We start from the raw sequence: 26,132 nt of genomic DNA on the forward strand, positions 1-26,132 counted from the left end.
GGCCGAGGCCCCCCGCGCCGACGCCGGCGCCGCGGTGCTGCCCGCCGTCGCCGCCCCCGCCGTCGGCATCCCCGCCGCGGACGGTGCCGAGGACGCTGAGGGCGCCGGGGACGAGGCCGCCGTCGCCGCCCTCGCCCCCGCCGCCGGCACCGCCTTCTCCGTCGAGGTCGGCCCGACCACCGAGGAGATCGCCGCCGCCGAGGCCGCCGAGCGCGAGGCCGCCGAGCAGGCCGCGCAGGAGGAGGCCGAGCAGGAGCAGGCCGAGCAGGAGCAGGCCGAGCAGGAGCAGGCCGAGGCGCAGGAGACCGAGCCCGCCGACGAGCAGACCGAGACCCGCGAGGACGACTCCGCGGAGACCTCCTCCCGCTCCGACGAGCGCGAGGAGCCGGCCGAGGACGAGCAGCAGGAGAGCAGCGCGGACGAGTCCCGCAGCTCCGAGCGCTCCGAGAGCAGCTCCTCCGAGGAGCAGGAGGAGTCCGCCCCGGCTCCCTCCGCCGCCAAGGGCAGCTCCATCCTCGCCACCGCCCGCTCCGGCATCGGCACCCCTTACGTCTACGGCGGCACCTCCCCGTCGGGCTGGGACTGCTCCGGCCTCGTGCAGTGGGTCTACGCCCAGCACGGCATCAGCCTTCCCCGCGGCGCGAGCGACCAGGCCGCCGCCGGCACCGTGATCCCGCGCTCCGAGGCCCGCCCTGGCGACCTCGTCTACAAGCCCGGTCACATCGGCATCTACGCCGGTGGCAACCAGTTCGTCGACGCCGGCAACAGCCGCGTGGACACCTCCGAGCGCAACATCTACTCCGGCAGCTGGACCTTCATCCGCATCGGCGGCTGAACGACCCTGCCCCTCGACGGCCCCGCCGCGCCCCTCCCGGGCGAGGCGGGGCCGTCGTCGTGCGTGGGGGAGGACACGGCGACGGGCGAGAGGTACGGCGGTACCGTGTCCTGGTGTCCTCCCTGCGTGATCTGCTCTCCGTCCTGCTGCTGACCGCGGCGACGCTGCTCGGCGCCCTCTGGCTGCCCGGGGCCTGGATCGAGCGCAACGTCGTGGACCAGGAGGGGTTCCTCGCGATCACCCAGCCGCTCGCCGAGGACGCCACCCTGCAGCGCTCCCTCACCGACAGCGCCGTGGACGAGGCGCTGGACCACGAGCTCGTCCCCGGGTTCGTCTCCGACCGGGCCACGCCGCTCCTCCAGGAGCAGGCCTCGAAGGTCACCGGCACCGAGGCCTACACGGAGGTGTGGGACCGGGCGATGGTCGAGCTGCACGGTGCGCTGTTCACCCCCGGCGCCTCGCCCCTGGACGTGGACCTGCTGCCGCTCATCGACTCCCTGCTCACCGGGGTCGAGGACACCCTGCCGCTGATCGGAGATCTTCCCCGCCCGGGGGAGGCGAGCGTGACCCTCGCCAGCATCCCCGACGTGCCGCTGCTGCACCGCGCCACCGTGCTGGACCCCTGGGCGCACCGGGCCGGGCCGATCGCCCTGGGACTGGCCGTGCTCGCGGTCCTCGTCGCCGGGCACCGTCGCCTCATGCTCACCCTCGCCGGGATCGGCGCCGTGCTCGCCGGGCTCTTGACATGGCTGCTCACCACCCGCATCGAGGGCCTCGTCCCCGATGCCGTCGATCAGGCGGTGTTCCTCGGCCCGATCGTGCAGGTCTTCGAGCAGCGCTTCGCCGCCGAGGTGATGCCCCAGGGCGTCATCATGCTCGGGGCCGGGGCGCTGGTCGCCGCCGTCGGGCTCGTGCTGATCGGGCTGCGCCGCAGCAGCTAGAGCATGCCGAGGCGGGCGAACGCCTCCTCCACGCCGTGCTCGGACGGGGGAGCGACCTCCATGTCCGCCGCGGCGAGCACCTCGGGACGGGAGCCGCGGATGGCGACTCCCGTGCCCGCGGCCCGCAGCATCCCCAGATCGTTCGGCCCGTCGCCCACCGCGACCGTGTCCTCGATGCCCACCCCCAGGTGATCGGCCGCGAGGCGCAGCCCGTCGGCCTTGTCGACCTCGGCGAGGTGCAGCTCCCCGGAGCCGCGGCCGTCCTCCGAGATCGAGTTCGGCAGCGCCCCGACCTCGGGGCCGACCTCCGCGGCGAGCTGTTCGATCGGCACCGGCGAGCTCCACACCGAGATCTTCGCGAAGGAGACGGCGGCCGGATCCTCGGGCACCGAGATCGCCTCGAGGATGTCGGCGAAGCCCCGCCCCAGCTCGCCCGCGGCGGGGACGGGCGACCCGCGGCGGCGACGCTCGAGGCGATCGGCCGACGAGGCCGAGCACCACAGCGCCTCGGGCGCCTCGAGCGCGTAGGCGGCGCCGTGCGCCTCGAGCACCTCGACCGTGCGCCGGGCGAGCGCGGCGGGGAAGCGCACATCGCGCAGCAGCTCCTCACCGATCCGAATGTGCCCGCCCGCCGAGGTGATCACGCCGTCGAACAGCGCGGCGACGTCGGAGGCGACGATCGAGGCGGGCCGCCCGGTGCTCAGCAGGACCGCATGGCCGGCCGCGCGGGCGGCGAGCACCGCCTCGGCCTGGGCGCGCGGGACGATCCCGCTCTCGGCGAGGGTGCCGTCGAAGTCGAGGAAGGCGGCACGGCGGCGGAAGGGGGCGGACGAGGACACGACGCTCCTGGGGTGGGACGGACGGGACCCTCAGCCTAGGCGAGGGGCGGCGCCGAGCCTGGGCGGGAGCGGCGAGCGCTCAGCGCGGACGGTGCAGACTGGCGAGCACCGAGACGGTCACCTCGCGGGGCGCCCCGCCGGGGCCGTCGAGGCCGTCGAGAGCGGCGAGGTCCACGTGACGGGCGCTGGGAGTCATCGCGACCAGGTACCGGGCCATCGCATCGTCGAGGGCGACCGTGAACCGCAGCGGACGGGAGTCCTCGACGGCGAAGTGCGGGGCGAGCGCCTCGGCGAGCCGCTCCTCCTTGCGCGGGTCCGGCCGGACCATCCCCGGCACGTGCTCGCGCAGCTCGGCCAGGTGCTCGGCCGCGGGCCGCACCACGAGCAGGCGCCCGCCCGGGCGCAGCACCCGCGCGAACTCCGCCGGGTTCCGGGGCGCGAACACGTCCATCACGAGGTCGACGCCCGCATCCCGCAGGGGGAAGGGCGAGAACACGTCCCAGCCGGCCGCGGCGGCCCGGTCGTGGGCGCGGGCGGCGAAGCGCAGGGCCCGCGGTGCGGTGTCCACGCCGAGCCCCTGCGCCCCGGGGACGCGGTCCAGCACCGAGGAGAGGTAGTGGCCGGTGCCGCAGCCGATGTCGAGCACGCGCGGATCGTCCGTGCCCTCGAGCGCCCGGGCGGCGAGATCCGCGGTGAGCGCCCGCAGGGCGTCGTACGCGCCGGTGGAGAGGAAGGAGTCCCGGGCCCGGGCCATGTCGTCGTCGTCCCCGCTGATGGGGGCGCTGCCGGGCAGCAGCGAGACGTACCCCGCGCGGGCCAGGTCGAAGCTGTGGCCGCTCGGGCAGCGGAGGGTGCGATCGGTGAGCGCGAACGGCTCCCGGCAGTGCGGGCACAGCAGCGCGTCGAGCCAGGGGAGCAGGGCGGCGGGGACGGGACGGGACACGACGGACAGCGTACGTCCCGTCGCCGTCGGGCCCGTCAGACGGCTGACGTGCCCGGGGCGCCGCCGGCCGCCCGGGCCTCCTCGAACAGGGAGAGGTCGTGGGAGTTCACGATCCGCACCTCCGGGTCGAGGGCGAGGGTCGATGCGGGTCGCGCACGTCCTCCGTGCCGAAGCCGGTGTCGACCAGCACCAGCCGGTCCTCGACCTCCAGCAGCAGGACATGGCAGACCATCCGGCCGACGGGGGTGCGCAGGGTGCCGCAGTCGAGGTGGTGGATGCGCATCGAGCTCTCCTCGGTGCTGCGCAGAAGTGTTTCTCGGACGGTGCGGGAGCGCTCAGCCGCCGACGTACTCCCGCAGATGCTTCCCGGTGAGGGTCGAGGCCTCCTCGACCAGCTGCGCCGGCGTGCCCTCGAAGACGATGCGGCCGCCGTCGGCGCCCGCCCCGGGGCCCAGGTCGATGATCCAGTCGGCATGGGCCATCACGGCCTGGTGGTGCTCGATGACGAGCAGGGTCTTGCCCGAGTCGACGAGGCGGTCCAGCAGGGCGAGGAGCTGGTCGACGTCGGCCAGGTGCAGGCCGGTCGTCGGCTCGTCGAGCACCACGATCCCGCCCTTGTCTCCCATGTGGGTGGCGAGCCGCAGGCGCTGCCGCTCGCCTCCGGAGAGGGTGGTCAGGGGCTGGCCGATGGTGAGATAGCCGAGGCCGACGTCCTCCATGTGCCCCAGCAGCTTCGCGGCCGCGGGCACCTTCGCGCCGGCGGAGGTGAAGAACTCCCGCGCCTGCTCGACCGACATCTCGAGCACGTCGGCGATGCTGCGCGCCTGCTCGCCCTCGCCGAGGGTGTGCTCGAGCACGGAGGCCTGGAAACGTCGGCCCTCGCACTCCTCGCACGGGGTGGAGACCGTCTCCATGAAGCCGAGCTCGGTGTAGATGACGCCGGCGCCCTTGCACACCGGGCAGGCGCCCTCGGAGTTGTTGGAGAACAGGGCGGGCCCCACCCCGTTCGCCTTCGCGAAGGCCTTGCGGATCGGGTCGAGCAGCCCGGTGTAGGTGGCGGGGTTCGAGCGGCGCGAGCCGCGGATCGCGCTCTGGTCCACCACCACGACATCCTCCGAGGCGGGGAGGGAGCCGTGGATCAGGGAGCTCTTGCCGGACCCGGCCACGCCTGTGACCACGGTCAGCACCCCGAGTGGCACGTCGACGTCCACGCGGCGGAGGTTGTGCGCGTCGGCGCCGCGGATCTCGAGGGCGCCGCTGCGCTCGCGCAGCTGCTCCTTGAGCTGGACCCGACGTTCCAGGTGCGTGCCCGTGAGGGTGTCGGAGGCGAGCAGGCCGGTGAGATCGCCCTCGTACTGCAGCTGGCCGCCGTGGGCACCGGCGCGCGGGCCGAGGTCGACCACGTGATCGGCGATCGCGATGGTCTCGGGCTTGTGCTCGACGACCAGGACGGTGTTGCCCTTGTCCCTCAGCGAGAGCAGCAGCGCGTTCATGCTCGCGATGTCGTGGGGGTGCAGGCCGATCGTCGGCTCGTCGAAGACGTAGGTGACGTCGGTCAGGGCCGAGCCGAGGTGGCGGATCATGCGGGTGCGCTGGGACTCTCCGCCGGAGAGGGTGCCGGAGGGGCGGTCCAGGGAGAGATAGCCGAGCCCGATCCGCACGAAGGAGCCCAGCAGCGCGGAGAGGTTCCCCAGCAGCGGGGCGACGGACGCGGAGGTGTGCTGCTCCCGCAGCCGCTCCACCCATGCGGCGAGGTCGGTGATCTGCCAGGAGGTCGCCTCGGCGATCGAGACGCCGTCGATCAGGGCGGTGCGGGCATGCTCGGCCAGTCGCGTCCCCTCGCAGTCGGGGCAGGTGATGAACCGGACCGCACGGTCCACGAAGGCGCGCACGTGCGGCTGCATCGCGTCGCGGTCCTTGGTGAGCATCGACTTCTGGATCTTCGGGATCAGCCCCTCATAGGTCATGTTCATCCCGTCGATCGAGATCTTGGTGGGCTCCTTGTACAGGAAGTCGTGCATCTGACGCTTCGTGAAGGACCGGATCGGCTTGTCGGCGGGATAGAAGCCGGAGGATGCGAAGATCTTCACGTACCAGCCGCCGGGCACGTAGCCGGGGATGGTGAAGGGGCCCTCCTCGAGGGTCCTGTCCTCGTCGTAGAGCTCGGCGAGGTCGACGTCGGAGATCTTCCCGATGCCCTCGCAGCGCGGGCACATCCCGCCCACGCGGGAGAAGGTGGTCTTCTCGGCGATGGTCCTCGCGCCCTTCTGGACCGTCATCGCGCCCGCGGCGGTGACCGAGGGGACGTTGAAGGAGAAGGCGCCGGGCCCGCCCACGTGCGGCTCGGCGAGCTTGGAGTAGAGGGTGCGCAGGTGCGCGTTCGCGTCGGTGACGGTGCCGACGGTGGAGCGGACGTTCGCGCCCATCCGCTCCTGGTCCACGATGATCGCGGTGGTCAGGCCCGAGAGCTCGTCCACGTCGGGCCGGGCCAGCTGCGGCATGAAGCCCTGCACGAAGGAGGAGTAGGTCTCGTTGATCATCCGCTGGGACTCGGCGGCGATCGTCCCGAACACCAGCGAGCTCTTCCCGGAGCCGGAGACGCCCGTGAAGACGGTCAGCCGCCGCTTGGGCAGGTCCAGGGAGAGGTCGCGGAGGTTGTTCTCCCGGGCACCGCGCACGCGGATCACGTCGTGCGCATCGGCGGGGTGACGGGTCGACGACATGAGGGCTCCTCGGATCGGGAGGGACACGGACCGGAGGCAATACTGCCACCCCGCCCCGTCGCCGCCCCGCCGCGTTGCCGCCCTGCCCGCCGCCGACCGGCCTCCTCTGCCCACTCGTCACATGCCGCAGGCCCGGCCCCGTGGAACGGGACCGGGCCTGCGGCGCGGTGGTGCGGAGCACCTCGGCGAGGGAGCCGGGGCTCAGCGGGTGAGCCGGCGGCTCAGCGGTAGGTGACGAAGTCGGTCGGGTTGCCCCAGATCTCGCGCTCGACGACCTGCTGCTTGGAGCCGGAGGCGTCGATGATCTTGCCGTCGCCGGAGTAGATCGCGATGTGGCCGGGCCACACCACGAGGTCGCCGGGCTGCAGCTCGGACTGCGAGATGCTCTGCCCCGCGGCGGCCTGCTGGCTGCTGGTGCGGGGCACGTCGATGCCTGCCTGACCGTAGGCGTGGGCCACCAGGCCCGAGCAGTCCATGCCGCTGAGCGAGGACTCGCCCCAGGCGTAGGGGGTGCCGAGGGCGGTGCGGGCCGCGTCGACGATCGCATTGCCGGAGGTGGAGGTCGAGGCGGTGCTGACCGCGGCGCTGCCGGCGGGGGCGGAGGTGGTCGAGATGGTGGCCTCGGAGCCGGAGTCGACCGAGCCGCTCCCGCCCTCGAGGGCGGCGCGGGTGTCGGGGCCGACCACGCCGTCCACGGCGATGCCGGCGGAGGACTGGACGTCCTGGACCGCGTCCTCGGTCATCGAGCCGAAGAAGCCCGTGACGGGCAGGTCGGCGCCGCGGTCGTTGAGCGCGGACTGGAGCTGCTCGACGGAGGCGCCGGAGTCGCCGCGGCGCAGCGTCTCGGCCGAGGTCTCGGCCGAGGTGGAGGCGGTGTCGGCGGCCGGGGCCTGATCGGCGGCGGTGGACTGCGAGGAGGAGTCCTCCATCAGCGCCAGGTCGTTCGCGTGGGCGGCGCCGCCGGTGAAGGCGGTGCCGAGCAGCACCGAACCGAGGACGGCGGCGCCGCCCGCTCCGGCCGCGGCGCGGCGGGCGGGGAGGAGAGGGGTGCGGGCGCGGCCGAGCGCGCGGTGCGAGTTGTTCAGAGCCATGATGCGGTGTGTTCCTAACGGCCTCGGGGCGAGGCGGGTGTCCTGTTGGTCCGTGCGTCCTGCGGTGACGACCCTCGGGGAGGGGGATCGTGCCCGGCTCCCCGGGCGGGGAGGCCGTTCCCGTGCCGCGCGGCCGCACCGCGGGGGCGGGTGCCGGGCCGATGGGCTGTGGACGTGGCATCCACGGTAGGAGCCGGGCCCCGGGGAGGAACACCGAGTTGAAAGGGCCGCCCCCTCGTTTTGAACGAGGTTTTGCCCGCGCCGGGCGAGCATGGTGCGACTTGGTGTGACTTGACGGTCCATGGGGGATCTGGGCCACATCATCGGCATCGGCGCGGGGCTAGCCTGAGGCGGTGACTGAGACGACCCATTACGACATCGCCCTCATCGGCTCCGGCTCGGCGAACTCCTTCCCAGGCCCCGATCTCGCCGACCGCACCATCGTGCAGATCGATCGGGGCGTCGGCCCCGACCGCGTGTTCGGCGGGACCTGCCTGAACCTGGGCTGCATCCCCACGAAGATGTTCGTGCACACCGCGGATCTCGCGGCGACCCCCGCGGACGCGGCCCGCTTCGGCCTGACCGAGCAGCTGCAGCACGTCGACTGGCCGGCGATCCGCGACCGCATCTTCGGGCGCATCGACCCGATCACCGCCGGCGGCGAGGCCTACCGCCGCGACCACGAGGACAACGCGAACCTCACCCTGCTGCGCGGCACCGCCCGCTTCGTGGGGGAGAAGGAGCTGCTCGTCGACGGCAACGACGGCAGCCGGCAGCGGATCACCGCCGACACCATCGTGCTCGGCGCCGGCTCCCGGCCCGTCCTCCCGCCGATCGACGGGCTCGCGGACCTCGCCCCGCACACCTCCGACACGATCATGCGCGTGGAGGCGCTGCCCGCCTCCCTCGCGATCCTCGGCTCCGGGGTGGTCGCCGTCGAGATGGCGCACGTGCTCTCCGCGCTCGGCGTCGAGGTCACCCTGATCGCCCGCTCGCAGCGGGTGCTGCGCGCCGCCGACGCCGACATCTCCGCGCGCCTGACCGAGCTGCTCGGTGAGCGGCTGCACTTGGTGACCGGCTTCGACACCACCTCGGCCCGACGCACGGCCGACGGGGTCGAGCTGCGGGGCACGCGAGAGGGCCGCGAGGAGACGCTGCGGGCCGAGGAGCTGCTCGTCGCCGTCGGTCGTCGTCCCAACTCCGACCTGCTGGACGTGCGGGCCGCGGGGATCGACGTCGCCGAGGACGGCCGCGTCGAGGTCGACGCGTACCAGCGCGTCCTCGCCGGGGGAGAGGTGCGCGAGGGCGTCTTCGCCTTCGGCGACCTCTCCAGCCCCCACCAGCTCAAGCACGTCGCGAACCACGAGCAGCGGATCGTGCGGCACAACGTGCTGCACCCCGAGCAGCTGCGGCGCTCCGACACGATGCCGGTCCCGAGCGGCGTGTTCACCCATCCCCACGTCGCCTGGGTGGGGATGGACGAGGAGACCGCGCGCGCGAGCGGCCGCGAGGTGCGCGTGGCGGTGCAGGAGTACGCCTCGATCGCCTACGGCTGGGCGCTGGAGGACACCACCGGCTTCGCGAAGATCATCGCGGACGCGGAGACCACCGAGATCCTCGGCGCCCACCTGATCGGCCCCGAGGCGACGACGCTGATCCAGCTGCTGATCCAGGCGATGAGCACCGGGCAGACCGCCCGCGACATCGCCACCACCCAGTACTGGATCCACCCGGCGATGCCCGAGCTGATCGAGAACGCGCTGCTCCAGCTCGTGGACTGAACGAGCTGGTGGACTGATCCGGCTCGTGGACCGACCGCGGTCGGTCTCACGGCGCACGGAACGGGGGCGGCCCGGGGCATCTGCCCCGGGCCGCCCCCGTTCTCCGCGTCGAGGGAGGTCCTCAGCCCTCCGCGCCCGGCAGGCAGGATTTCAGCGGGTCCTGCTCGATCTCCGGCGCGTCCGTCGGGGTGGCCTCCTCGGTGGGCGCCGAGGTCGTCGCGCTCGAGGACTCCTCCTCGGTGGTGGATTCCTCGGTGGTGGTCTCCTCCTCCGTGGTGGTCGCCTCGGCGGTCGGCTCCTCGGTGGTGGCGGTGTCCTCCTCCGGCGGGGCGCCGGTCTCCGCGGGCTCGGTCGAGCCGGGCTCGGTCTCGCCCTCCACGGACTCCGGCGGGTCGTTCTTCATCGAGTCCTGGATCGAGGCATCCGTCCACTCCTCGAGGTACTCCCAGTCCGGGTTCCCGGAGAAGGTGACGTCCTGCGTGATCGGGTAGGAGGTGAAGCCGCCGTCCTTGATGCGCAGAGCGAGCTCCACGAAGGCGTCCACGTTGCCGACGGGGATGTCGGTCTGGATGTTCTCCTCGGTCGCGGTCACCAGGCGCGGGATGGACAGCGCGAGGGAGGTGGGGTCCGCCTCCTCGCTCACGGCGCGCACGATGCGCTGCTGGCGGCACATGCGGTTGAAGTCGTCGGAGCCCTCGCGGGAGCGGGCGTACCACAGCGCGTGGTAGCCGTCGAGCTTCTGCTCGCCGGGCTCGATGTAGCCCTCGACCTCGCTCGCGCCGCCGCCGATCGGGATCCGCCGCTCGACGACGAGGTCCACGCCGCCCAGGGCGTTGATGAGGTCCTCGAAGCCCTTGAGGTTCACCATCGCGTAGTAGTCGGTGGAGATCCCGAGGGTCTCCTCGACGGCCCAGCGGGTCGCGGTCAGGCCCGGCTCGGGATCGCCCGGGAAGAGGTCCTTGTTCTCCTCGGCCCACGCCCACACGGCGTTGATGAGGTTCTCGTCCTTCCCGTAGTAGTCGAAGCCGTCGGGGAACTCCTCCGCGGCGACCGTCCCCTCGGGGAACTCGACGTTCTCGAGGTTGCGGGGGATCGAGAACAGAGCGGTCTGACCGGTCTTCGTGTCGATCGAGGCGACCATGAGCGTGTCGGGGCGGGTGCCGGTGCGATCGGCGCCGGCGTCCTGGCCCAGCAGCATGATGTTCAGGCGCGGGGTGTCCGCCCACGGGTCCGGTCCCTCGGCGAGCCCTTCGCCGTCGCCGCCGAAGACGCTCGTGGAGCCGAACAGGCCCTGCAGCGCCCAGAGGGACTGCACGCCGCGGCCGAAGGGCACCGCGACCGCGACGACCATCACGGCCGCCAGGGCGAGCGCGAGATAGCGCTTCGCGCCCTCGAGCCGTTCCTTGGTGGTCTGGGCGAGGTTCGCCAGCACGATCTGCAGGCACCACACGAGGCCGACGACCACCACCACGAGGAGCGCGCCGATCAGCACCCCGCGGTGGGTGCCCAGCGTCGCCGCGATCCGCAGCGGGTCGCCGATCACGAGGACCGCCGCGATCGTCGCGACCGCGAGGAGGAGCACGGCGAGCATGATGACGCCGATCTGTCGCATCCGCGTGGTGACGAGGCCGGAGCCGGGCAGCGCGGAGGTCAGCACGGTCCAGCCGGCGACCTTCGCGAGGGAGCCGTCGTCCGACGAGGGACGGTCCCCGCCGGAGCGCGAGTCGCCGGAGCCGCCCGAGCCGCTGCGGCCTCCGCCGGAGGCCTCTCCGCCCCGACCGGCGCCGTCGCCGGCGCCCTGGAGGCTCGCGCCGCCGGCGTCACCGGTGCTCGCGGCGCCGGAGGCTGCGGCACCCGAGCTCGCGGCGGCGGAGACCCCGGCTCCCGCGCCGAGAGCGGCCGCGGCGACGGCGACCGGACGGTCACGGACACCCTCGCGGTCCTCGTCCCGCGGTGCGTCGTGGTCCCCGGCGGGGGCCGCGGACGCGGGGGAGGAGCCGGGCTCGTCGGTGCCGCGTGCGGCGCGGTCGTGCGCGAGGGCGTTCTCCTCGTCGTGGGGGGAGGCGTGCTCCGCGTCGTCCTCGGGCTCCGCGGGGGAGGGGACGACGGGGGCGACCTCGTGATCGGGGGCGAGGGGCGCCTCGGCCGGCGCGGGCGTCTGGTCGGACGTGGTCCAGGCGTCTTGCGGCGAGGAGCTCGCAGAGCCCGCCGCCGAGGCGCCGGCAGCCGCCGCGGTGCCCGCGGCCGCAGCGGTGCCGGAGCCGGCTGCGGTGCTCGGAGCGGATGCGGTGCCCGAGGGGGCAGCGGCGGGGCCGCTCCCGGAGGGGGCGGCGCTCGCCGGCGTCGCCTCGTCGGCCGGGGTCCGGACGCCCGCTGCACGTCGTCCGCGCGGGGACGGGGACGGTGCCGACTCGCCCGGGCCGCCGTCGGCGGAGGTCTCGAGCTGCTCGAGGGGGAAGGCGGCGCGCCGTCCACGGGGCCGTCGCGGGACGGCCCGCTCGGGCCCCCGCGGCGCGGACGCACCGGTCTGTTCCGCACCCGAGGAGGACGGCGCGGTGCGCGGCACCTCGGCCGCGGCGTCCGTCATGGTCCCTCGCTCCGTCGCAGAGCTCGTCGCGTCGCTCCGGGAAGCGCCGGTCGCGGCTCCCGCAGTGCCGCTCGGGGCGGGCGCGGTGCCGTTCGTCGCAGAGGCCGCCGCGGCAGGCTCGTCCGAGCGAGGTGCGGCGCCCGGGAAGGAGCGGCGCTCGGCGGTGTGCGGCAGGGAGCCGGTCGAGGAGGCCGCGGACGCCCGCGATGCGGACCGTCCGCCTCGGACGGTGCGCGAGGAGCTGGTGGGAGTCGTGGCCCGGGGCGCGGGGGCCTCGGCCGGACGCGCTTCGTCGGTCCGGGCGTCGGTCTCCCGCGGGTCCGCAGGGCGCGCGTCGGCACGCCCGGTGCCGACGGGCACAGTGTCCGAGGGGCGCGCGTCAGCAGACCGGGCGTCGGCGGTCCGCTCGTCGGCCGGGGCCTCGGGTGCCGAGGGCGCGGAGGCGGGCGCCGCCGGGGTGTCGATCCAGGTGCGCTTGGGGTTCGGGGCGCCGAAGGCCGCGTCACGGTTCCGTCGAGCCTGCTCCTTGGGGAGCGGCGTGGATTCCGTGCGTCGGACCGGTTGCTGCCTGTGCCGTCCGGACCGACGGCGGCTGCGGCGCGGGGCCGAGAAGGGGTCCGTCATACGCCACATCCTAGGGATATGCCTGCGACAGGACGCACAGATCGCTGTGTGGGCCTCGTGGAGGTCCGCTCCCGGGCGCCGCACGGGACCGCGCTCACGCACCGTACGTAGCATGGTGCCCATGCGCCTGATCCATACCCCGACGACCGACCTGACCTACGACGACTGCTTCTTCCTGCCCGGTCGTTCCGCGATCACCTCCCGCTTCGACGTCGACCTCGGCAGCGACGACGGCACCGGCACCACGATCCCGCTGATCGCCGCGAACATGACCGCTGTCGCAGGACGTCGCATGGCGGAGGTCATGGCGCGCCGCGGCGGCCTCGCCGTCCTCCCGCAGGACCTCGCCCCCGAGCGCATCGACTCGATCGTCCGCTCCGTGAAGTCCCGGGACCTGCTCGTGGACCACCCGCTCACCCTGACCGTCGACGGCACCCTCGGCCAGGCCGCGGACCTGCTGCCCAAGCGTCCCCACGGCATCGTGGTCGTGATCGACGAGGACCGCCGCCCCCTCGGCACCATCTCCGCCGAGGAGATCGCCGGTCGGGACTCGTTCGCCCAGGTCGGCGACGAGCTCAGCACCGACGTGCCGATCCTGACCCCCGAGGACCTCGAGGTCGAGCCCTCGCGCCTGCACGCTCGCATTGCCGCGACGCACCACGACGCCGCCGTGGTCGTGGACGCGGAGGGCGCGCTGAGGGGAGTGCTCACCGCCACCGGCGTGCTGCGCTCGACCATCTACTGCCCGGCCACCGACGTCGAGGGCCGCCTGCGCATCGCCGTCGCCGTCGGGATCAACGCCGACGTCGCGGGCAGGGTCCGCGGCCTCGTCGACGTCGGGGCGGACGTGATCGTGCTGGACACCGCCCACGGCCACCAGGACAGGATGATCGAGGCGATCCGCACCGCCCGGGCCGAGCTCGGCCCCCGCGAGGGGACGGCCGTGCGCCTGGCCGCGGGCAACATCGTCACCGCCGAGGGCACCCGCGAGCTGATCGAGGCCGGTGCCGACATCGTCAAGGTCGGCGTGGGCCCGGGCGCCATGTGCACCACCCGCATGATGACCGGCGTCGGCCGCCCCCAGTTCTCCGCCGTGCTCGAGTGCGCGGCCGAGGCCCGCCGCCTGGGCGGCAGCGTCTGGGCCGACGGCGGTGTGCGCCACCCGCGCGACGTCGCCCTCGCCCTCGCCGCCGGTGCTTCGAACGTGATGATCGGCTCCTGGTTCGCGGGCACCTACGAGTCGCCCGGGCAGATGCGCACCGACGAGTCCGGTCGACGCTACAAGGAGTCCTTCGGCATGGCCTCCAAGCGGGCCGTCTCCCATCGCACCGCCCACGAGGACGCCTTCGCCCGGGCCCGCAAGGGCCTGTTCGAGGAGGGGATCTCCACCTCCCGGATGTACCTCGCCGACGGCCGCGGCGGCGTCGAGGACCTCCTCGACGAGATCACCGCCGGGGTGCGCTCCTCCTTCACCTACGCGGGCGCGGCCAGCACCGAGGAGTTCCGCGAGCGGGCCGTGATCGGGCTGCAGAGCGCCGCCGGCTACGCCGAGGGCCGTCCGGTCGCCAGCTCCTGGAGCTGACCGACGCCGGGTGGCCGGGCGGAGCCTCCCGACCGGTCGCCCCGCCGCGCCCGGAGCGGCCTGCCCGAGCGGCCGCCGCCCGTAGGCCGGCCGGGTGTGGGGAGGTCGGGGCGCGCGGCGGCGGCCGGTAGGCTTCGGACCATGACGACTCTCGTGATCGGTGGTGCCGGATACATCGGGTCGCACGTGGTGCGACTCCTCCTGGAGCAGGGGCAGCAGGTGGTCGTGGTCGACGACCTCTCGACCGGCCTGCGCGGCCGGACGGAGGGGGCCGAGCTCATCGAGCTCGACGTCACCCTGCCCGATGCGCGCGAGAAGCTCGCCTTCCACCTGCGGGCCTCCGGCGCGGACTCGGTGATCCACTTCGCCGCCCACAAGCAGGTCGGGGAGTCCGTCGAGAACCCGGAGATGTACTGGCACGACAACATCGCGGGCCTGGCCAACGTGCTCGCGGCCTGTGCGAGCGCCGGGGTGCGGGACGTGGTCTTCTCCTCCTCCGCCGCCGTCTACGGCGTACCGGACGTGGACCTGGTCACCGAGGACCTCGCCCCGCAGCCGATCAACCCCTACGGCGCGACCAAGTACGTCGGGGAGTGGATGCTGGCCGATGCCGAGCGCGCCCACGGCATGCGCACCGTCGCCCTGCGCTACTTCAACGTCGCCGGCGCCGGCTGGCCCGAGCTCGCGGACACGGCCGTGATGAACCTGGTCCCGATCGTGCTGGACCGTCTCGAGCAGGGGAAGGCCCCGATCGTCTTCGGCGACGACTACGACACCCCCGACGGCACCTGCATCCGCGACTACGTGCACGTGCTCGACCTCGCCCACGCCCACATCGCGGCGCTGGACTACCTGCGCGGTGAGGAGCGGCCCCACCGCACCTTCAACGTCGGCACCGGCGAGGGCTCGAGCGTGCTCGAGGTGATCCAGGCGATCGCCCGCGCGAAGGGCATCGAGATCACCCCCGAGATCGGGGAGCGCCGCGCCGGCGACCCCGCCCGGCTGATCTGCTCCGCCGACCGCATCGCGAAGACCCTCGGCTGGAAGTCCGAGCACGGACTGGACGACATCGTGCGCTCCGCGGTAGAGGCCCGCTCGGCGGAGATCACGCCCGACGTCGAGGCGTATCCCGAGGCCTGAGCCCCCTGCCGCCCGATGCCACGGCGCCCCTGCTCCACGAGGAGCAGGGGCGCCGTTCTGCGCGGGTCGTCCTGCGTGGGTCATCCTGCGTGGGTCGTCCTGCGTGGGTCGTCCCGAGCGTGCCCTCGCCGCTGCCGGGAGCGCCCTGGCGGGCGCGCCCCCGCTCAGGTGAGATAGCGGTAGATCGGGTCGTGCGGGTCGATCCGCTCGATCTCCATGTTCGAGGCCGCCATGCGCGCCATCAGCGGCTCGAGGTCCTCGCGGTGCCCGATCTCGAGGCCCACCAGCGCCGGGCCCTCCTCGCGGTTGTTGCGCTTGATGTAGTCGAACAGCACGATGTCGTCGTCCGGTCCCAGCACCCGGTCCAGGAAGCGGCGCAGTGCGCCCGGCTCCTGCGGGAAGGTCACCAGGAAGTAGTGCTTGAGCCCCTCGTGGACGAGGGAGCGCTCGACCACCTCGGTGTAGCGGGAGACGTCGTTGTTGCCGCCGGAGACGACGACCACCACGTCCCCGCCGTCCTCGTCGGCGCGGGCCAGGCCCTCGATCACGCCGGTCGCCACCGCGGTCGCGGCGAGCGCCCCGGCCGGCTCGGCGATGATCCCCTCGACCTGGTACAGCTCGAGCATCTGGGTGCACACCGCGCCCTCGTCCACCGCGACGAGCTCGGGACCGATCGCCTGCACCATCCGCAGCGGGCCCGCTCCCACGCGGCGCACCGCCGCGCCGTCGACGAAGCGGTCCATCTCGTGGAGAGCGACCGGCCGGCCCGCACGCACCGCCGCGGCCATCGAGACCGCGCCGGCGGGCTCGACGCCGACGATCCGGGTGGAGGGGCAGCGCTCGCGCAGCCAGGCCCCGCAGCCTCCCAGCAGCCCGCCGCCGCCGACGGGCAGCACCATCGTGCCCAGCTCCCGGCCGTGCTCCTCGCGCAGCTGCTCGGCGGCCTCGAGCGCGACGGTGCCCTGACCGGCCATGATCGTGGGGTGGTCGAAGGGAGGGACCTGCACCGCGCCGGTGCGCTCGGCGTCGTCGGCCGCGGCCTCCGCGGCGTCGTCGAAGGTGTCCCCGATCAGCACCAGCTCGACCAGGTCGCCGCCGATCGAGGTGATCCGCTCGCGCTTCTGCCGCGGCGTGGTGCTGGGCACGTAGATCCGGCCGGACACCCCGAGGGTGCGGCAGGCCTGGGCCACGCCCTGGGCGTGGTTGCCCGCGCTCGCCGCGACCACGCCCGCCTCGCGCTGGACGGCGTCGAGGGAGTCGAGGAAGAGGTGGGCGCCGCGCAGCTTGTAGGAGCGCACGGGCTGGAGGTCCTCGCGCTTGAGCCAGACGTCGACCCCGGCCAGGGCGCTCAGGCGCTCGCTGTGCTCGAGCGGGGTGCGGCGCACCGTCGCACCGAGGCGGTCCGCGGCCTGCTCGACCTCCGGGGCGCGGACGGGCAGCGGGGACTGCTCGGAGCGGGAGGTGGTGGTCATGCGCGGTCCTCCTCGGGGCGGGTCCGCTCGGGCGCACGGTCCGTCGCGGCGCCGCCGTCCGCGGGCACCAGCAGCGCGGTCGCCATCGCGGCCAGGCCCTCGCCCCGGCCGGTCAGCCCGAGCGCGTCGGTGGTCGTGCCGGAGACGGCGACGGGCGCGCCGGCCGCGGCGGTCATCGCGGCGCAGGCCTCCTCGCGGCGGCGGGACAGGCGGGGCCAGTTCCCGATCACCTGCACCGAGATGTTCCCGATCTCGTAGCCTGCCTCGCGGACCAGGCGCGCCGCCTCCCCAAGGAGACGGGAGCCCGAGGCGCCCTCCCACTCGGGGCGGCCGACGCCGAAGTGCGTGCCGAGGTCGCCGATCCCGGCGGCGGAGAACAGGGCGTCGCAGGCGGCGTGGCAGGCGACGTCGGCGTCGGAGTGCCCCTCCAGCGCCCGCTGGCCCTCCCAGCGCAGGCCCGCGATCCACAGGTCGCGCGGGGAGTCCTCGGGGGCGGCGGCGTGCACGTCCACGCCGATGCCGATCCTGGGTGCTGCGGGCGTCATCGGGTCCCGTCCGGGTCGATGCGCTCCAGCAGGCGGTCGATGTCGTCGAAGGTGACCTTCGGGTTCGTGCCCAGCAGGAGGGGCATCCCGGAGACGCGCGGGATGCCGAGGGCATCGGGCAGGTCCACGGTGGAGACCACGAGGTCCGCGTGGAAGTCCGAGGAGAGCAGGTCCATCACCGTGGCCTGCACGACGGTGACGCGGCGGCCTCGGGCGGCGATGTGCTCGCGCACCTGCTCGGCGACCAGTGCGGAGGTCGCGATCCCGGCGCCGCACACGATGGCGATGGTGAGCATTCGAACTCCTGGTGCAGGGGAAGTGGAAAGGGCGTCCCGGGCGCGACGAAGGCGCCGACGGTCCGCCAGCGGGTCGATTCTGTCACGTCCCGCCCGGCCGGACCACGCAGCGGTCCCCCGTGGGACGGCCGGTGCGGCGCCACCGTCTACGATGCCTGCGTGACCCAGCCCCGCCGCTCGCGCCCGGCCCGTCCCGTCGGACGGGCCGCCGGCGTCGTGCTCGCAGGGGGCTCCGGCACCCGGGTCGGGGCGGGCATCAACAAGGCCTTCCTGCAGCTGTCGGGGCGGAGCATCGCCGCCTGGGGCCTGAACACCCTCGCCAGCGTCGAGGGGGTGGGGATCCTCGTGTTCGTGGTCCGCCCCGAGGACCTCGAGCATGCCCGCTTCGTCGAGGCGCGCGAGACCGATGTGCCGCTGGAGATCATCCCCGGCGGGGACACCCGCCAGGAGTCCGAGCTCGCGGCCCTGCGCCATCTCGCCGACCGGATCGACAGCGGCGCGGTGGACACCGTGCTGATCCACGACGCGGCCCGCCCGCTGGTCTCCCACGGCCTGGCCTCCGCGGTGCTGCACGCCGCGCGAGAGCACGGCGGCGCCGTCCCCGGGATCCCCGCCGTGGACATCGCCCCGGTCGCGCCGGGGGAGCGGCTCGCCGGCCCGGGGGAGCAGGGCACCGGAGCGGGGGATCCGGGTGCCGGACCGCTCGTGCGCGTGCAGACCCCGCAGGGCTTCCACGCCGCGACCATCCTCGACGCCTACGAGGCGGCCGCGCGCGACGGCTTCGTCGGCACCGACACCGCCTCCTGCGCCGAGGAGTACACCGACATCCCGGTCACCTGGGTGCGCGGCGAGGAGACCAACTTCAAGATCACCTACGCCCAGGACCTCCTCCTGGCCCAGGACGTGGTCAGCGCGCTAGGTTTGAGGTCTGCGTGAGGAGGAGACGATGAGCGTCGAGGAGAGCTTCCTGCGGTGCACCGCGTGCGAGCAGGACGCGGAGCACGAGGTGGTCTACGCCGGGCGCTTCGTGTCCCAGATCCGCTGCACCGGCTGCGGCGCGGTGACCCGGCTGGACGTCTCGGAGGACTACCTCCCGGACCTGCGTCAGCGCATCTCCAGCAAGCCCCGCCGGCTCATGCGGCGGCTGCGCCGCGACCCGGGCGAGCTCGCGACCAGCCTCCCCGAGCGCACGCTGTCCAAGCCGCTGCGGATGGCGCAGGAGTTCCGCACCGTCTGGCGCAGCCGCCAGGACGGCTGAGCGCGGGGTCGGCACGGCGGGTCGCCACGGCTGATCGGACGGTCGAGCGGGGCCGACGCGTCGGCCGAGCGCGACCCCGGCCGGACGCCCGACGGCGGCATCGGGGCTCAGCCGCGGCGGGCCAGTCCCCGTCGGTGCGAGGTGTCCCGGGCCAGGCCCAGCGAGATCTGCGCCTGCCACAGGGTGAGCCGGTCCAGCACCGCGAAGCCCGAGTGCGATCCCTGGACCGTCCCCACCCGGGCGCCGGCGGCCAGGGCGGCGTGGATCTCGTCGAAGCGCCCGCCCCGAGGCGCCTGCTCAGCAGGGGTCTGCGCCGGGTCTAGGGCTGCCTCGAGCACCTCGCGCCGCAGCAGGCGGGGGCTCTGGAGCCCGGCGAGGGTGGAGCGGTCCACGTTGCGCAGCCCGCCCGGCAGCACCTCCTTGACCGAGTCGGTCATCGCGACCACCGGCACCACCGCGTCCAGGCCTCCGTGCAGGGAGGCGAGGACCTCGGCGATCACGGTCTGCGGGGTCAGGGCGCGCTCGGCGTCGTGGACGAGCAGGAGCGGGTCGTCGCAGGCGTCGAGCGCGGCGCGCAGCGCCCGTCGGCGATCCCCGTCGACCGCGAGGACCGTCAGGCGCGGATCGAGCAGCGCCCGCAGGTGTCCTGCCGCCTCGGAGCGGGCGACGACGACCGGGGCGGGCAGGCCCAGCGCGTGGAGCGTGCTCAGGAGCCGCTCGATCAGGCGCGAGCCGCCGAGCGTCTCGAGGGACGGCGTCTCGGCGTCGTGCGAGATCCCGGGCGCGGGCGGCGCCAGGGCGAGCACGAGCGGTCGGACCCGCCCCGGGGCGGACGAGGTCGTCACCGGGGCGCTCAGGAGGCGAGGACCTCGTCGAGGATGGTCTCGGCCTCGGCCTGGTCGGTCTTCTCGGCGAGGGCGAGCTCGGAGACGAGGATCTGGCGCGCCTTGGCCAGCATCCGCTTCTCCCCGGCGGACAGGCCGCGGTCCTGGTCGCGACGCCACAGGTCGCGCACGACCTCGGCGACCTTCTTGACGTTGCCCGAGGCGAGCTTCTCGACGTTGGCCTTGTAGCGGCGGGACCAGTTCGTCGGCTCCTCCGTGTACGGCTGGCGGAGCACCTCGAAGACCTCGTCGAGACCCTCCTTGTCCACGACGTCGCGGACGCCGACGAGGTCGACGTTGTCGGCGGGGACCTCGATCGTGAGATCGCCCTGGGCGACCTTGAGCTTGAGGTAGGTGCGGTCCTCGCCCTTGATGGTGCGGGTCTTGACCTCCTCGATGAGCGCGGCACCGTGGTGCGGGTAGACGACGGTCTCGCCGACAGCGAAGTTCATGTGGTGGGTCCCCTTTCCGGCGTTCATCCTACCACCCGGGTCGGATGGTAAAATGCGCGCCGACCAGCGCTGACCCACCCTCGTCGCCGGTGCGGAAAACGGTGCTGAGCGGGGGAGTCGCCGGCCGGCCCGCGGCGCCCGGCGCGGCGCGGCGAGCGCCGAGGAGCCCGTCGCCGGACCTGCCGTGCGGTCCGTCCGGGGTGCCGCGGTGGGGTACCCTGTGAGGGCTGTCCCCGATCGTCCCCGCCGCTCCGCGGCATCGAACAGGAGTCCTCCGTGCGCCGTCCCCGCCGTCTCGCACTCTCCGTCGCCGCCCTGGGCCTCGCCCTCGCGGCGTCCGGCTGCACCTTCACGAGCCCGGTGCAGACCCACGAGTTCTACCAGGCGGGCGACGGCACCAACGCGAACCTCGAGGTCGACGGCGCCTTCCACGTCGGCGTGCGCAACGCCGTGCTGGTGATGGACGAGACCGGGGCCCCGACCTTCTACGCGACCGTCGTGAACTACTCCGACGAGGATCTCGTCGTCGAGCTCGAGGGCCAGGACGAGGGGACCGCCGTGTTCTCCACGCGCGTGCAGGTCCCGGCGCAGGGCACCGTCGAGCTCGGACCCGAGGAGGGCCAGCAGTCTGTGCAGATCGGCGCGCTCGACGTGCTCCCGGGGTCGATCCTCGATCTCGCGGTCACCTCCGGGGACCTCTCCACCACGGTCTCGCTGCCCACGCTCGAGACCACCCTCAGCCACTACGGGGAGAGCGAGCCCGCCGCCGGCTGAGCCCGGCCCCGCGCGAGCCCCCGGGACGACGAGCGCCCCGCAGCCAGGCTGCGGGGCGCTCGCGCATTCCCGGGGCGACGTCGGTCGGCGCTCAGGCCCCGGACTCGAACTTGTAGCCCAGCCCGCGCACGGTCACGAGGTGGACGGGGTTCTTCGGGTCGTCCTCGATCTTCGCGCGCAGGCGCTTGACGTGGACGTCGAGGGTCTTGGTGTCGCCGACGTAGTTCGCGCCCCAGACGCGGTCGATGAGCTGGCCGCGGGTGAGCACCCGGTCGACGTTGCGCAGCAGCATCTCCAGCAGCTCGAACTCTTTCAGAGGGAGGGCGACCTCGGTCCCGTGGACCTGCACCACGTGACGCTCGACGTCCATCATGATGCCGCCCGCGGTGAGGGTCGTGTCCTCCTCCGCCTCGGCCGTGTCCTGGCCGCGCCGCAGCACGGCCTTGATCCGGGCGAGCAGCTCGCGGGAGGAGTAGGGCTTGGTGACGTAGTCGTCGGCGCCCAGCTCGAGGCCCAGCACCTTGTCGAACTCGTCGTCCTTCGCGGTGAGCATGATGACCGGGACCGAGGAGCTGCGGCGGATCTCCCGGCACACCTCGGTGCCGCTCATCCCCGGGAGCATGAGGTCCAGGAGCACCAGGTCGGCGCCGTGGGCGGAGAAGATGCGCAGACCGTCGGTCCCGGTGTCCGCGACGGCGACCTCGTAGCCCTCCTTCCGCAGCGAGTAGGAGAGCGGGTCCGAGAACGATTCCTCGTCCTCCACGATCAGGATGCGTGTCATCTCAACTTCCCTTTCCAGAGGGTCGGTCGGAGGGTCGGGGGCGCTCGTCGCCGGGAGCGTCGGTCGAGGCGGTCGTGCGCGGGTTCGCGGAGACCTCGAGCGTGCGGGAGCCGACGGTGATCGTCTCGGTGCGGCCCATCTCCGGCAGTCTGAGGGTGAAGGTCGATCCCTGGCCCTTCATCGACCAGGCGGTCACCTCGCCGCCGTGGTCGGTCGCGATGTGCTTCACGATCGCGAGGCCCAGGCCGGAGCCGCCGGTGCTGCGCGAGCGTGCCCGGTCCACGCGGAAGAACCGCTCGAAGACCCGCTCGAGGTGGTACTTCGCGATGCCGATGCCCTGGTCCTTCACGGACACCTCGACCATGCCGCCGTCGCGCCGCACCGAGATCCCGACCCGGGTGTGCGGGTCGGAGTAGGTGATCGCGTTGGAGATCAGGTTGGACAGCGCCGTGGTCAGCATCGAGGAGGAGCCGAAGACGCGCAGCCCGCTGCTGCCGCCGACGGCGACCTCGATGTTCGAGCCGAGCGCGAAGTTGCGGTTCAGCGCCACAGCCTCCTCGACCACCTCGTCGATCTCTACCGGCTCGGCGTCGGTGAGGGCGGAGCTGCCCTGCACGCGCGAGAGCTCGATGATCTCCTGCACCAGGTGGGAGAGGCGGCGGGTCTCCGTCTGCATCCGCTCGGCGAAGCGGCGCACCGCGTCGGGATCCTCCGCGGCGTCCTCCATCGTCTCGGCGAGCAGCGTGATCGCGCCGACGGGGGTCTTCAGCTCGTGGGACACGTTCGCGACGAAGTCGCGCCGCGTCTCCTCGACCCGCACCGCGCGCGTGAGGTCGTCGGCCAGCAGCAGCACCCCGTGCTCGCCGAGCGCACCGATCCGCACGTCGATCACCGCGTCGGTGTCGCCCTGCGCGGAACGGCGCACCGTCAGGCGCTCGTCGCGGAACCCGCCGTTGCGGCCGACGTCCGACGCGAGCTCCATCAGCTGCGTGCTCGCCAGGCGCGGGTAATCGCCCTCGGCGGCACGCACGATTCCGTAGGAGTACGCCATGGGGGAGGCGCGCAGGACGTCGCCGACGGAGTCCAGCACCACATAGGCGGAGGAGAGGATCGCCAGCACCTCCGCGGCGGCCTCGGGGACCCCCTCGTCCCGCACCGCCGGCTTCTCGGCGCGGCGGCTCTCGGAACGACGCAGCGCCGACGTGGCGACGACTCCGATCACGAGTCCGATCGCCGCGGCGAGCAGGAGCAGGGCAGACTGGGGCACCAGGACAGCCTAGGCCTCGTGCGCTCCGCGCTCCCGCCACCTGTCGCAGGGCGGGACGAACGAGGGGAGGAGTTCACGGGGACTACGCTTCGAGTTCACCCAACGGCGATGCACGTTCATCCGGCATTGCGAGGATAGGGGAGAAGTCCCCATCAGACAGAGGAGCGAGAACATGCGCGAGGCCTACCAGAGCGATCTGCGGCACATCGTCGACGACCTGCTGGACATGGCCGAGCTGGTGAGTACGGCCCTGGCAGACGCGACCAGGGCCCTTCTCGAGGGCGACCTGGCCCTCGCCGAGCGGGTCATCACCGCCGACCCTCACATCGACGACCGTCACCTCGAGCTCGACGCGAAGGCCGTCGAGCTCCTCGCCCGACAGGCCCCGGTCGCCACGGACCTGCGCCTCCTGGTCGCCTCCCTGCGCATGAGCTCCTCCCTCGAGCGCATGGGCGACCTCGCTGCGCACATCGCGCTGATCGCGCGCCGCACCCACCCCGAGGCCGCGGTCCCCGAGCAGTTTCGCGAGAAGATCGCGCGGATGTCCGAGGTGGGCCTGGAGTCCCTCAAGGGCGCCTCCGAGGTGATCGCCCACCGCGACCTGGCCCTGGCCGCCGAGGTCGAGAAGGGCGACGGCGAGCTGGACGAGCTCATGCTCGAGATCTCCCGCGAGATCTCCGCCGCCGAGGCCGGGACCTTCACCGCCGCCCAGGTCATCGACATGACGCTGCTGATCCGGTTCTACGAGCGGATGGGCGATCACGCGGTCTCCCTCGTGCGCCGCGTCGGATTCCTCGTCACCGGTGACGCGATGGACACCCTCTCCGAGGCCGTCGACGTCCAGGAGTTCTGAGCCGGGTCCCGGAGCTCCGGGCCGACCGCTCCCGGGCCCGACGGGTCCGCGGACGGCCGAGCACGACGGAGTGCGAGCACGACGAAGGGGCGCCCCGCAGAGTCTGCGGGGCGCCCCTTCGTCGTCAGGCCGTCAGGCCGTCGGCCGATCAGGTCAGCCGCGGTTCGGGCGGGGCCGCCTGGTGGTCAGCCGCTCCGCACCCGTCTTCGCCCCGCGCTGGGCCGCCGTCCGCAGTCCCTGCAGCAGCACGCCGGAGACCAGCGCCCACAGCATCAGCTTCCAGACCGGCTGGTCGTCGTCGGGATCCTTGATCGCCCGGATCTCCGCCTTCGAGGCGCCGTCCTTCTTCGCCTGCTTGCGCCGCGCGGCGACGTCCTTCTTGGCGGCCTTCTGGGACTTGGTGGTCGGGGCGTCCTCGCCGAACACGACTCCCCAGCCGGTCTCGGCCGCCTTCTTGCCGACGGAGGCGGCGATGATCCCCGCGACGGGGACGATGATGCTCACGAGCGGATTGGCCACGGTTTCCTCCAGGCGTCGGGTTCGCGGGTTCTCTCCTGCGAAGGGGCTCAGTAGGCCCCGGCGTACTGAGCGTAATAGGTTCCCATGTCGTCCGTGCGCAGTGCCTCGCGCAGCACGTCCATCGCCTCCTCGTCGGTCGCCACCACGCTCGCGCCGCCGCTGGTCGTGGTGGGCCCCCCGTGGGGGACGGAGAGGAAGTGGAGGTCGTCCCCGCGGATCGAGCGGAGCGACAGCCCGAGCTTCGTCATCTCGCCGGCGGTGAGTCCCTCGTCGGTGGTCAGGTACGGGGAGACCGTCTCGATCGTGTCGGCGAGCCTGCGCGGATCGGTGAGGGTGTCGGCGCTGATGAGCTTGTCGGCGATGCCCTCGAGGACCGCCTGCTGGTTGCGGTTGCGCTGGAAGTCGCCGTCGGCGAACTGCTTGCGCTGGCGCACGAAGACCAGCGCCTCGCGGCCGTCCATCGACTGCGTGCCGGCGGTGTACTCGATGCCGTCCGCCTCGAAATCCATCGGGACCTGCACGTCGACACCGCCGAGCGTGTCCACGAGCCCCTCGATGCCCTCGAAGTCGATCAGGGCCACATGGTCGATCGGCACCCCGGTGTAGTCCTCCACCGTCGTCACCGCCAGGGAGGGGCCGCCGAAGGCGAGGGCCGCGTTGATGCGGTCCTTGCCGTGGCCGGGGATGTCGACGTAGAGGTCGCGGGGGAACGAGGTGATGTACACGCTCTCGCCGTCGTCGGCGATGTGCACGAGCATCATCACGTCCGAGCGCTGGCCGGTGACGCCTTCCGCGGCCGCGGCCTCCTCGGAGCGCTTGTCCGAGCCGAGCAGGAGGATGTTCTGGCCGGTGCCCTCCTCCGCCTCGGGGCGCTCGCCCTCGGCGCGGGTGATGTCCACGACGGAGCGCTTCTCGTAGGAGTTCCGCAGCCCGCTGAGATAGCTGCCGACCACGATGCCGACGCCGATCACCAGCACGGCCACGAGGCCGAACGCGATGAGTGCCGCGCGGCGGCCTCGTCGGCGCTCCGTGCCGACGTCCGAGTCGTCGTCCCAGTCAGCGGGCAGCTCGACGTCGTCGTTGCGGTTCATGGATCGGTCCCCTCGTCCGGTGCCGCCGGGGCGGTCACAGCCTGCGGTAGGCGAGATCCCATATTAGGCGTCCGGCCTGCATCCCCTTGGACTCGAAGCTGGTCTTCACACGACCTCCGTACCGCGGTGCCCAGCCGGTTCTCGCCATGCCCTCGGGGACGCCGTCGGAGCTGACCCCCTCGGGGCGCCGGCCGTCCGGATGCACGAGCTCCAGCTCGGGCCTGTCATCGAGCCGGCGGCGCATGTGGTGGGCGTACTGCGCCCAGTCGGTGGCCAGGCGCAGGTGCCCGCCGGGGGTGAGCAGCGGCAGCACCGCATCGAGGAAGGGCGGGTTGATCAGGCGCCGCTTGTGGTGCCTGGCCTTCGGCCACGGATCGGCGAAGTACACCCACAGCTCGGAGATCGAGGCTTCGGGCAGCATCGCGGGCAGCGCCCTCTGGGCGTCCAGGGGCAGCAGGCGCAGGTTCCGGGGGTGCTCCGCCTTCTCGACGCGGCTGAGCGTCTGGGCGAGTCCGGGGAGGTACACCTCGACGCCCAGGTGGTCGCGCTCGGGATGCGCGGTCGCGGCCGCGACGATGTTCTCGCCCAGGCCGCTGCCGACCTCGACCACCAGCTCCGCGCGGCGGCCGAAGACCTCCTCGAGGTCCAGCCGGGCCCCGTCGGCCGGGAGCGTGTCGCGCTCGCCGCGCGGCGGGTCCAGCACGTACTCGGCAGAGAGCCGGTCCCAGGAGTCGCGGCGCGAGGGCGTCAGGCGTTCGCCGCGGCGCACGAAGGAGACGACGTCGCGGCGGGTGGTGCCGGCATCGCGTCGGGCGGGATGCAGGGGCGGGGGAGTGGTGGGCGGTGTCACTGCT

At 73.3% G+C, this 26,132-nt stretch carries 25 protein-coding genes; 9 read left to right on the plus strand and 16 right to left on the minus strand.

What is annotated here, in order from left to right; genetic code table 11:
• Together Y09_RS12370 and Y09_RS12375 are read left to right on the plus strand one after the other, a co-directional pair.
• A partial coding sequence (locus Y09_RS12370; protein ID WP_053917997.1) for a C40 family peptidase occupies positions 1-835 on the plus strand: 835 nt, incomplete at its 5' end.
• Between the two features lie 113 nt (positions 836-948).
• Positions 949-1,776: a hypothetical protein gene (locus Y09_RS12375; RefSeq protein WP_053917998.1), complete on the plus strand. Its 828-nt coding sequence runs from the start codon at positions 949-951 to the stop codon at positions 1,774-1,776.
• On the opposite strand, the gene Y09_RS12380 is transcribed toward Y09_RS12375, so the two are convergent.
• The 5 genes from Y09_RS12380 to Y09_RS12395 form a co-directional block, all read right to left on the minus strand.
• Positions 1,773-2,615, minus strand: coding sequence for an HAD family hydrolase (locus tag Y09_RS12380; protein ID WP_053917999.1), 843 nt, complete (start codon positions 2,613-2,615; stop codon positions 1,773-1,775). The genes Y09_RS12375 and Y09_RS12380 overlap by 4 nt on opposite strands.
• A 79-nt stretch (positions 2,616-2,694) precedes the next feature.
• Positions 2,695-3,558 (minus strand): putative RNA methyltransferase, encoded by an 864-nt coding sequence (locus Y09_RS12385; RefSeq protein ID WP_053918000.1) that lies wholly within the window; start codon positions 3,556-3,558, stop codon positions 2,695-2,697.
• Positions 3,559-3,664: 106 nt separating this feature from the next.
• The gene (locus Y09_RS17270; protein WP_010551247.1) at positions 3,665-3,841 is read right to left on the minus strand and encodes a hypothetical protein; all 177 of its coding nucleotides are present in this window, start codon (positions 3,839-3,841) and stop codon (positions 3,665-3,667) included.
• 52 nt (positions 3,842-3,893) lie between these two features.
• Positions 3,894-6,281 carry an excinuclease ABC subunit UvrA gene (locus Y09_RS12390; RefSeq protein ID WP_148639645.1) on the minus strand — a complete coding sequence of 796 codons (2,388 nt, stop codon included), beginning with the start codon at positions 6,279-6,281 and terminating at the stop codon, positions 3,894-3,896.
• A gap of 221 nt (positions 6,282-6,502) precedes the next feature.
• The gene (locus Y09_RS12395) at positions 6,503-7,372 is read right to left on the minus strand and encodes a C40 family peptidase (protein ID WP_053918002.1); all 870 of its coding nucleotides are present in this window, start codon (positions 7,370-7,372) and stop codon (positions 6,503-6,505) included.
• A gap of 353 nt (positions 7,373-7,725) precedes the next feature.
• Here Y09_RS12395 and Y09_RS12400 point away from each other — a divergent pair, with 353 nt between their 5' ends.
• Entirely contained in the window at positions 7,726-9,153 is a 1,428-nt protein-coding gene (locus tag Y09_RS12400) for a mycothione reductase (RefSeq protein WP_053918003.1), read from the plus strand.
• Positions 9,154-9,274: 121 nt separating this feature from the next.
• Here the strand turns inward: Y09_RS12400 and Y09_RS12405 are convergent, their stop codons facing one another.
• The gene (locus Y09_RS12405; RefSeq protein WP_082358823.1) at positions 9,275-11,740 is read right to left on the minus strand and encodes an LCP family protein; all 2,466 of its coding nucleotides are present in this window, start codon (positions 11,738-11,740) and stop codon (positions 9,275-9,277) included.
• 745 nt (positions 11,741-12,485) lie between these two features.
• Here Y09_RS12405 and Y09_RS12410 point away from each other — a divergent pair.
• Both Y09_RS12410 and galE read left to right on the plus strand, forming a co-directional pair.
• Positions 12,486-13,946 (plus strand): GuaB1 family IMP dehydrogenase-related protein, encoded by a 1,461-nt coding sequence (locus Y09_RS12410; protein ID WP_053918005.1) that lies wholly within the window; start codon positions 12,486-12,488, stop codon positions 13,944-13,946.
• A 141-nt stretch (positions 13,947-14,087) separates the two neighbouring features.
• Positions 14,088-15,086: a UDP-glucose 4-epimerase GalE gene (gene galE, locus Y09_RS12415; protein ID WP_053918006.1), complete on the plus strand. Its 999-nt coding sequence runs from the start codon at positions 14,088-14,090 to the stop codon at positions 15,084-15,086.
• 164 nt (positions 15,087-15,250) lie between these two features.
• Here the strand turns inward: galE and ilvA are convergent, their stop codons facing one another.
• Genes ilvA through Y09_RS12430 form a run of 3 tightly spaced genes read right to left on the minus strand, consistent with a single transcriptional unit; the run spans position 15,251 to position 17,399 of the window.
• Positions 15,251-16,558: a threonine ammonia-lyase IlvA gene (gene ilvA, locus Y09_RS12420; protein WP_053918007.1), complete on the minus strand. Its 1,308-nt coding sequence runs from the start codon at positions 16,556-16,558 to the stop codon at positions 15,251-15,253.
• The gene (gene ispF / locus Y09_RS12425) at positions 16,555-17,103 is read right to left on the minus strand and encodes a 2-C-methyl-D-erythritol 2,4-cyclodiphosphate synthase (protein ID WP_053918008.1); all 549 of its coding nucleotides are present in this window, start codon (positions 17,101-17,103) and stop codon (positions 16,555-16,557) included. Before ispF ends, ilvA begins: the two co-directional genes overlap by 4 nt.
• Positions 17,100-17,399, minus strand: a complete 300-nt coding sequence (locus tag Y09_RS12430; protein ID WP_053918009.1) for a PTS sugar transporter subunit IIB — start codon at positions 17,397-17,399, stop codon at positions 17,100-17,102. The genes ispF and Y09_RS12430 overlap by 4 nt, the downstream gene beginning before the upstream one ends.
• 159 nt (positions 17,400-17,558) lie before the next feature.
• Here Y09_RS12430 and Y09_RS12435 point away from each other — a divergent pair, with 159 nt between their 5' ends.
• Positions 17,559-18,335 carry a 2-C-methyl-D-erythritol 4-phosphate cytidylyltransferase gene (locus tag Y09_RS12435; protein ID WP_053918010.1) on the plus strand — a complete coding sequence of 259 codons (777 nt, stop codon included), beginning with the start codon at positions 17,559-17,561 and terminating at the stop codon, positions 18,333-18,335.
• Positions 18,336-18,345: 10 nt separating this feature from the next.
• Positions 18,346-18,657, plus strand: a complete 312-nt coding sequence (locus Y09_RS12440) for a hypothetical protein (protein WP_053918011.1) — start codon at positions 18,346-18,348, stop codon at positions 18,655-18,657.
• A gap of 107 nt (positions 18,658-18,764) precedes the next feature.
• On the opposite strand, the gene Y09_RS12445 is transcribed toward Y09_RS12440, so the two are convergent.
• Together Y09_RS12445 and Y09_RS12450 are read right to left on the minus strand one after the other, a co-directional pair.
• Positions 18,765-19,502, minus strand: a complete 738-nt coding sequence (locus Y09_RS12445) for a 2-C-methyl-D-erythritol 4-phosphate cytidylyltransferase (protein ID WP_053918012.1) — start codon at positions 19,500-19,502, stop codon at positions 18,765-18,767.
• An 8-nt stretch (positions 19,503-19,510) separates the two neighbouring features.
• Positions 19,511-19,993: a CarD family transcriptional regulator gene (locus tag Y09_RS12450; RefSeq protein ID WP_053918013.1), complete on the minus strand. Its 483-nt coding sequence runs from the start codon at positions 19,991-19,993 to the stop codon at positions 19,511-19,513.
• Positions 19,994-20,269: 276 nt separating this feature from the next.
• On the opposite strand from Y09_RS12450, the gene Y09_RS12455 reads away from it, so the two are divergent.
• Entirely contained in the window at positions 20,270-20,767 is a 498-nt protein-coding gene (locus Y09_RS12455; RefSeq protein ID WP_053918014.1) for a hypothetical protein, read from the plus strand.
• A gap of 91 nt (positions 20,768-20,858) precedes the next feature.
• Here the strand turns inward: Y09_RS12455 and Y09_RS12460 are convergent, their stop codons facing one another.
• Both Y09_RS12460 and Y09_RS12465 read right to left on the minus strand, forming a co-directional pair.
• A complete protein-coding gene (locus tag Y09_RS12460) occupies positions 20,859-21,548 on the minus strand; it encodes a response regulator transcription factor (protein ID WP_053918015.1) in 690 nt (229 codons plus the stop codon).
• A 1-nt stretch (position 21,549) separates the two neighbouring features.
• Positions 21,550-22,815, minus strand: coding sequence for a cell wall metabolism sensor histidine kinase WalK (locus Y09_RS12465; RefSeq protein WP_053918016.1), 1,266 nt, complete (start codon positions 22,813-22,815; stop codon positions 21,550-21,552).
• Between the two features lie 172 nt (positions 22,816-22,987).
• Between Y09_RS12465 and phoU the strand changes: the two genes are divergently transcribed.
• Positions 22,988-23,668, plus strand: coding sequence for a phosphate signaling complex protein PhoU (gene phoU / locus Y09_RS12470; protein WP_053918017.1), 681 nt, complete (start codon positions 22,988-22,990; stop codon positions 23,666-23,668).
• 153 nt (positions 23,669-23,821) lie between these two features.
• On the opposite strand, the gene Y09_RS12475 is transcribed toward phoU, so the two are convergent.
• The 3 genes from Y09_RS12475 to trmB are packed head-to-tail and all read right to left on the minus strand — an operon-like array spanning position 23,822 to position 26,128.
• Entirely contained in the window at positions 23,822-24,187 is a 366-nt protein-coding gene (locus tag Y09_RS12475; protein WP_053918018.1) for a DUF4235 domain-containing protein, read from the minus strand.
• Positions 24,188-24,234: 47 nt separating this feature from the next.
• Positions 24,235-25,278 (minus strand): LCP family protein, encoded by a 1,044-nt coding sequence (locus Y09_RS12480; protein WP_053918019.1) that lies wholly within the window; start codon positions 25,276-25,278, stop codon positions 24,235-24,237.
• Positions 25,279-25,312: 34 nt separating this feature from the next.
• Complete coding sequence (gene trmB / locus Y09_RS12485; protein ID WP_053918020.1) at positions 25,313-26,128, minus strand: tRNA (guanosine(46)-N7)-methyltransferase TrmB; 816 nt, start codon at positions 26,126-26,128, stop codon at positions 25,313-25,315.
• Positions 26,129-26,132: the final 4 nt, after the last annotated feature.

Source organism: Brachybacterium sp. SW0106-09 (genome assembly GCF_001293905.1).
Lineage (GTDB): Bacteria > Actinomycetota > Actinomycetes > Actinomycetales > Dermabacteraceae > Brachybacterium > Brachybacterium conglomeratum.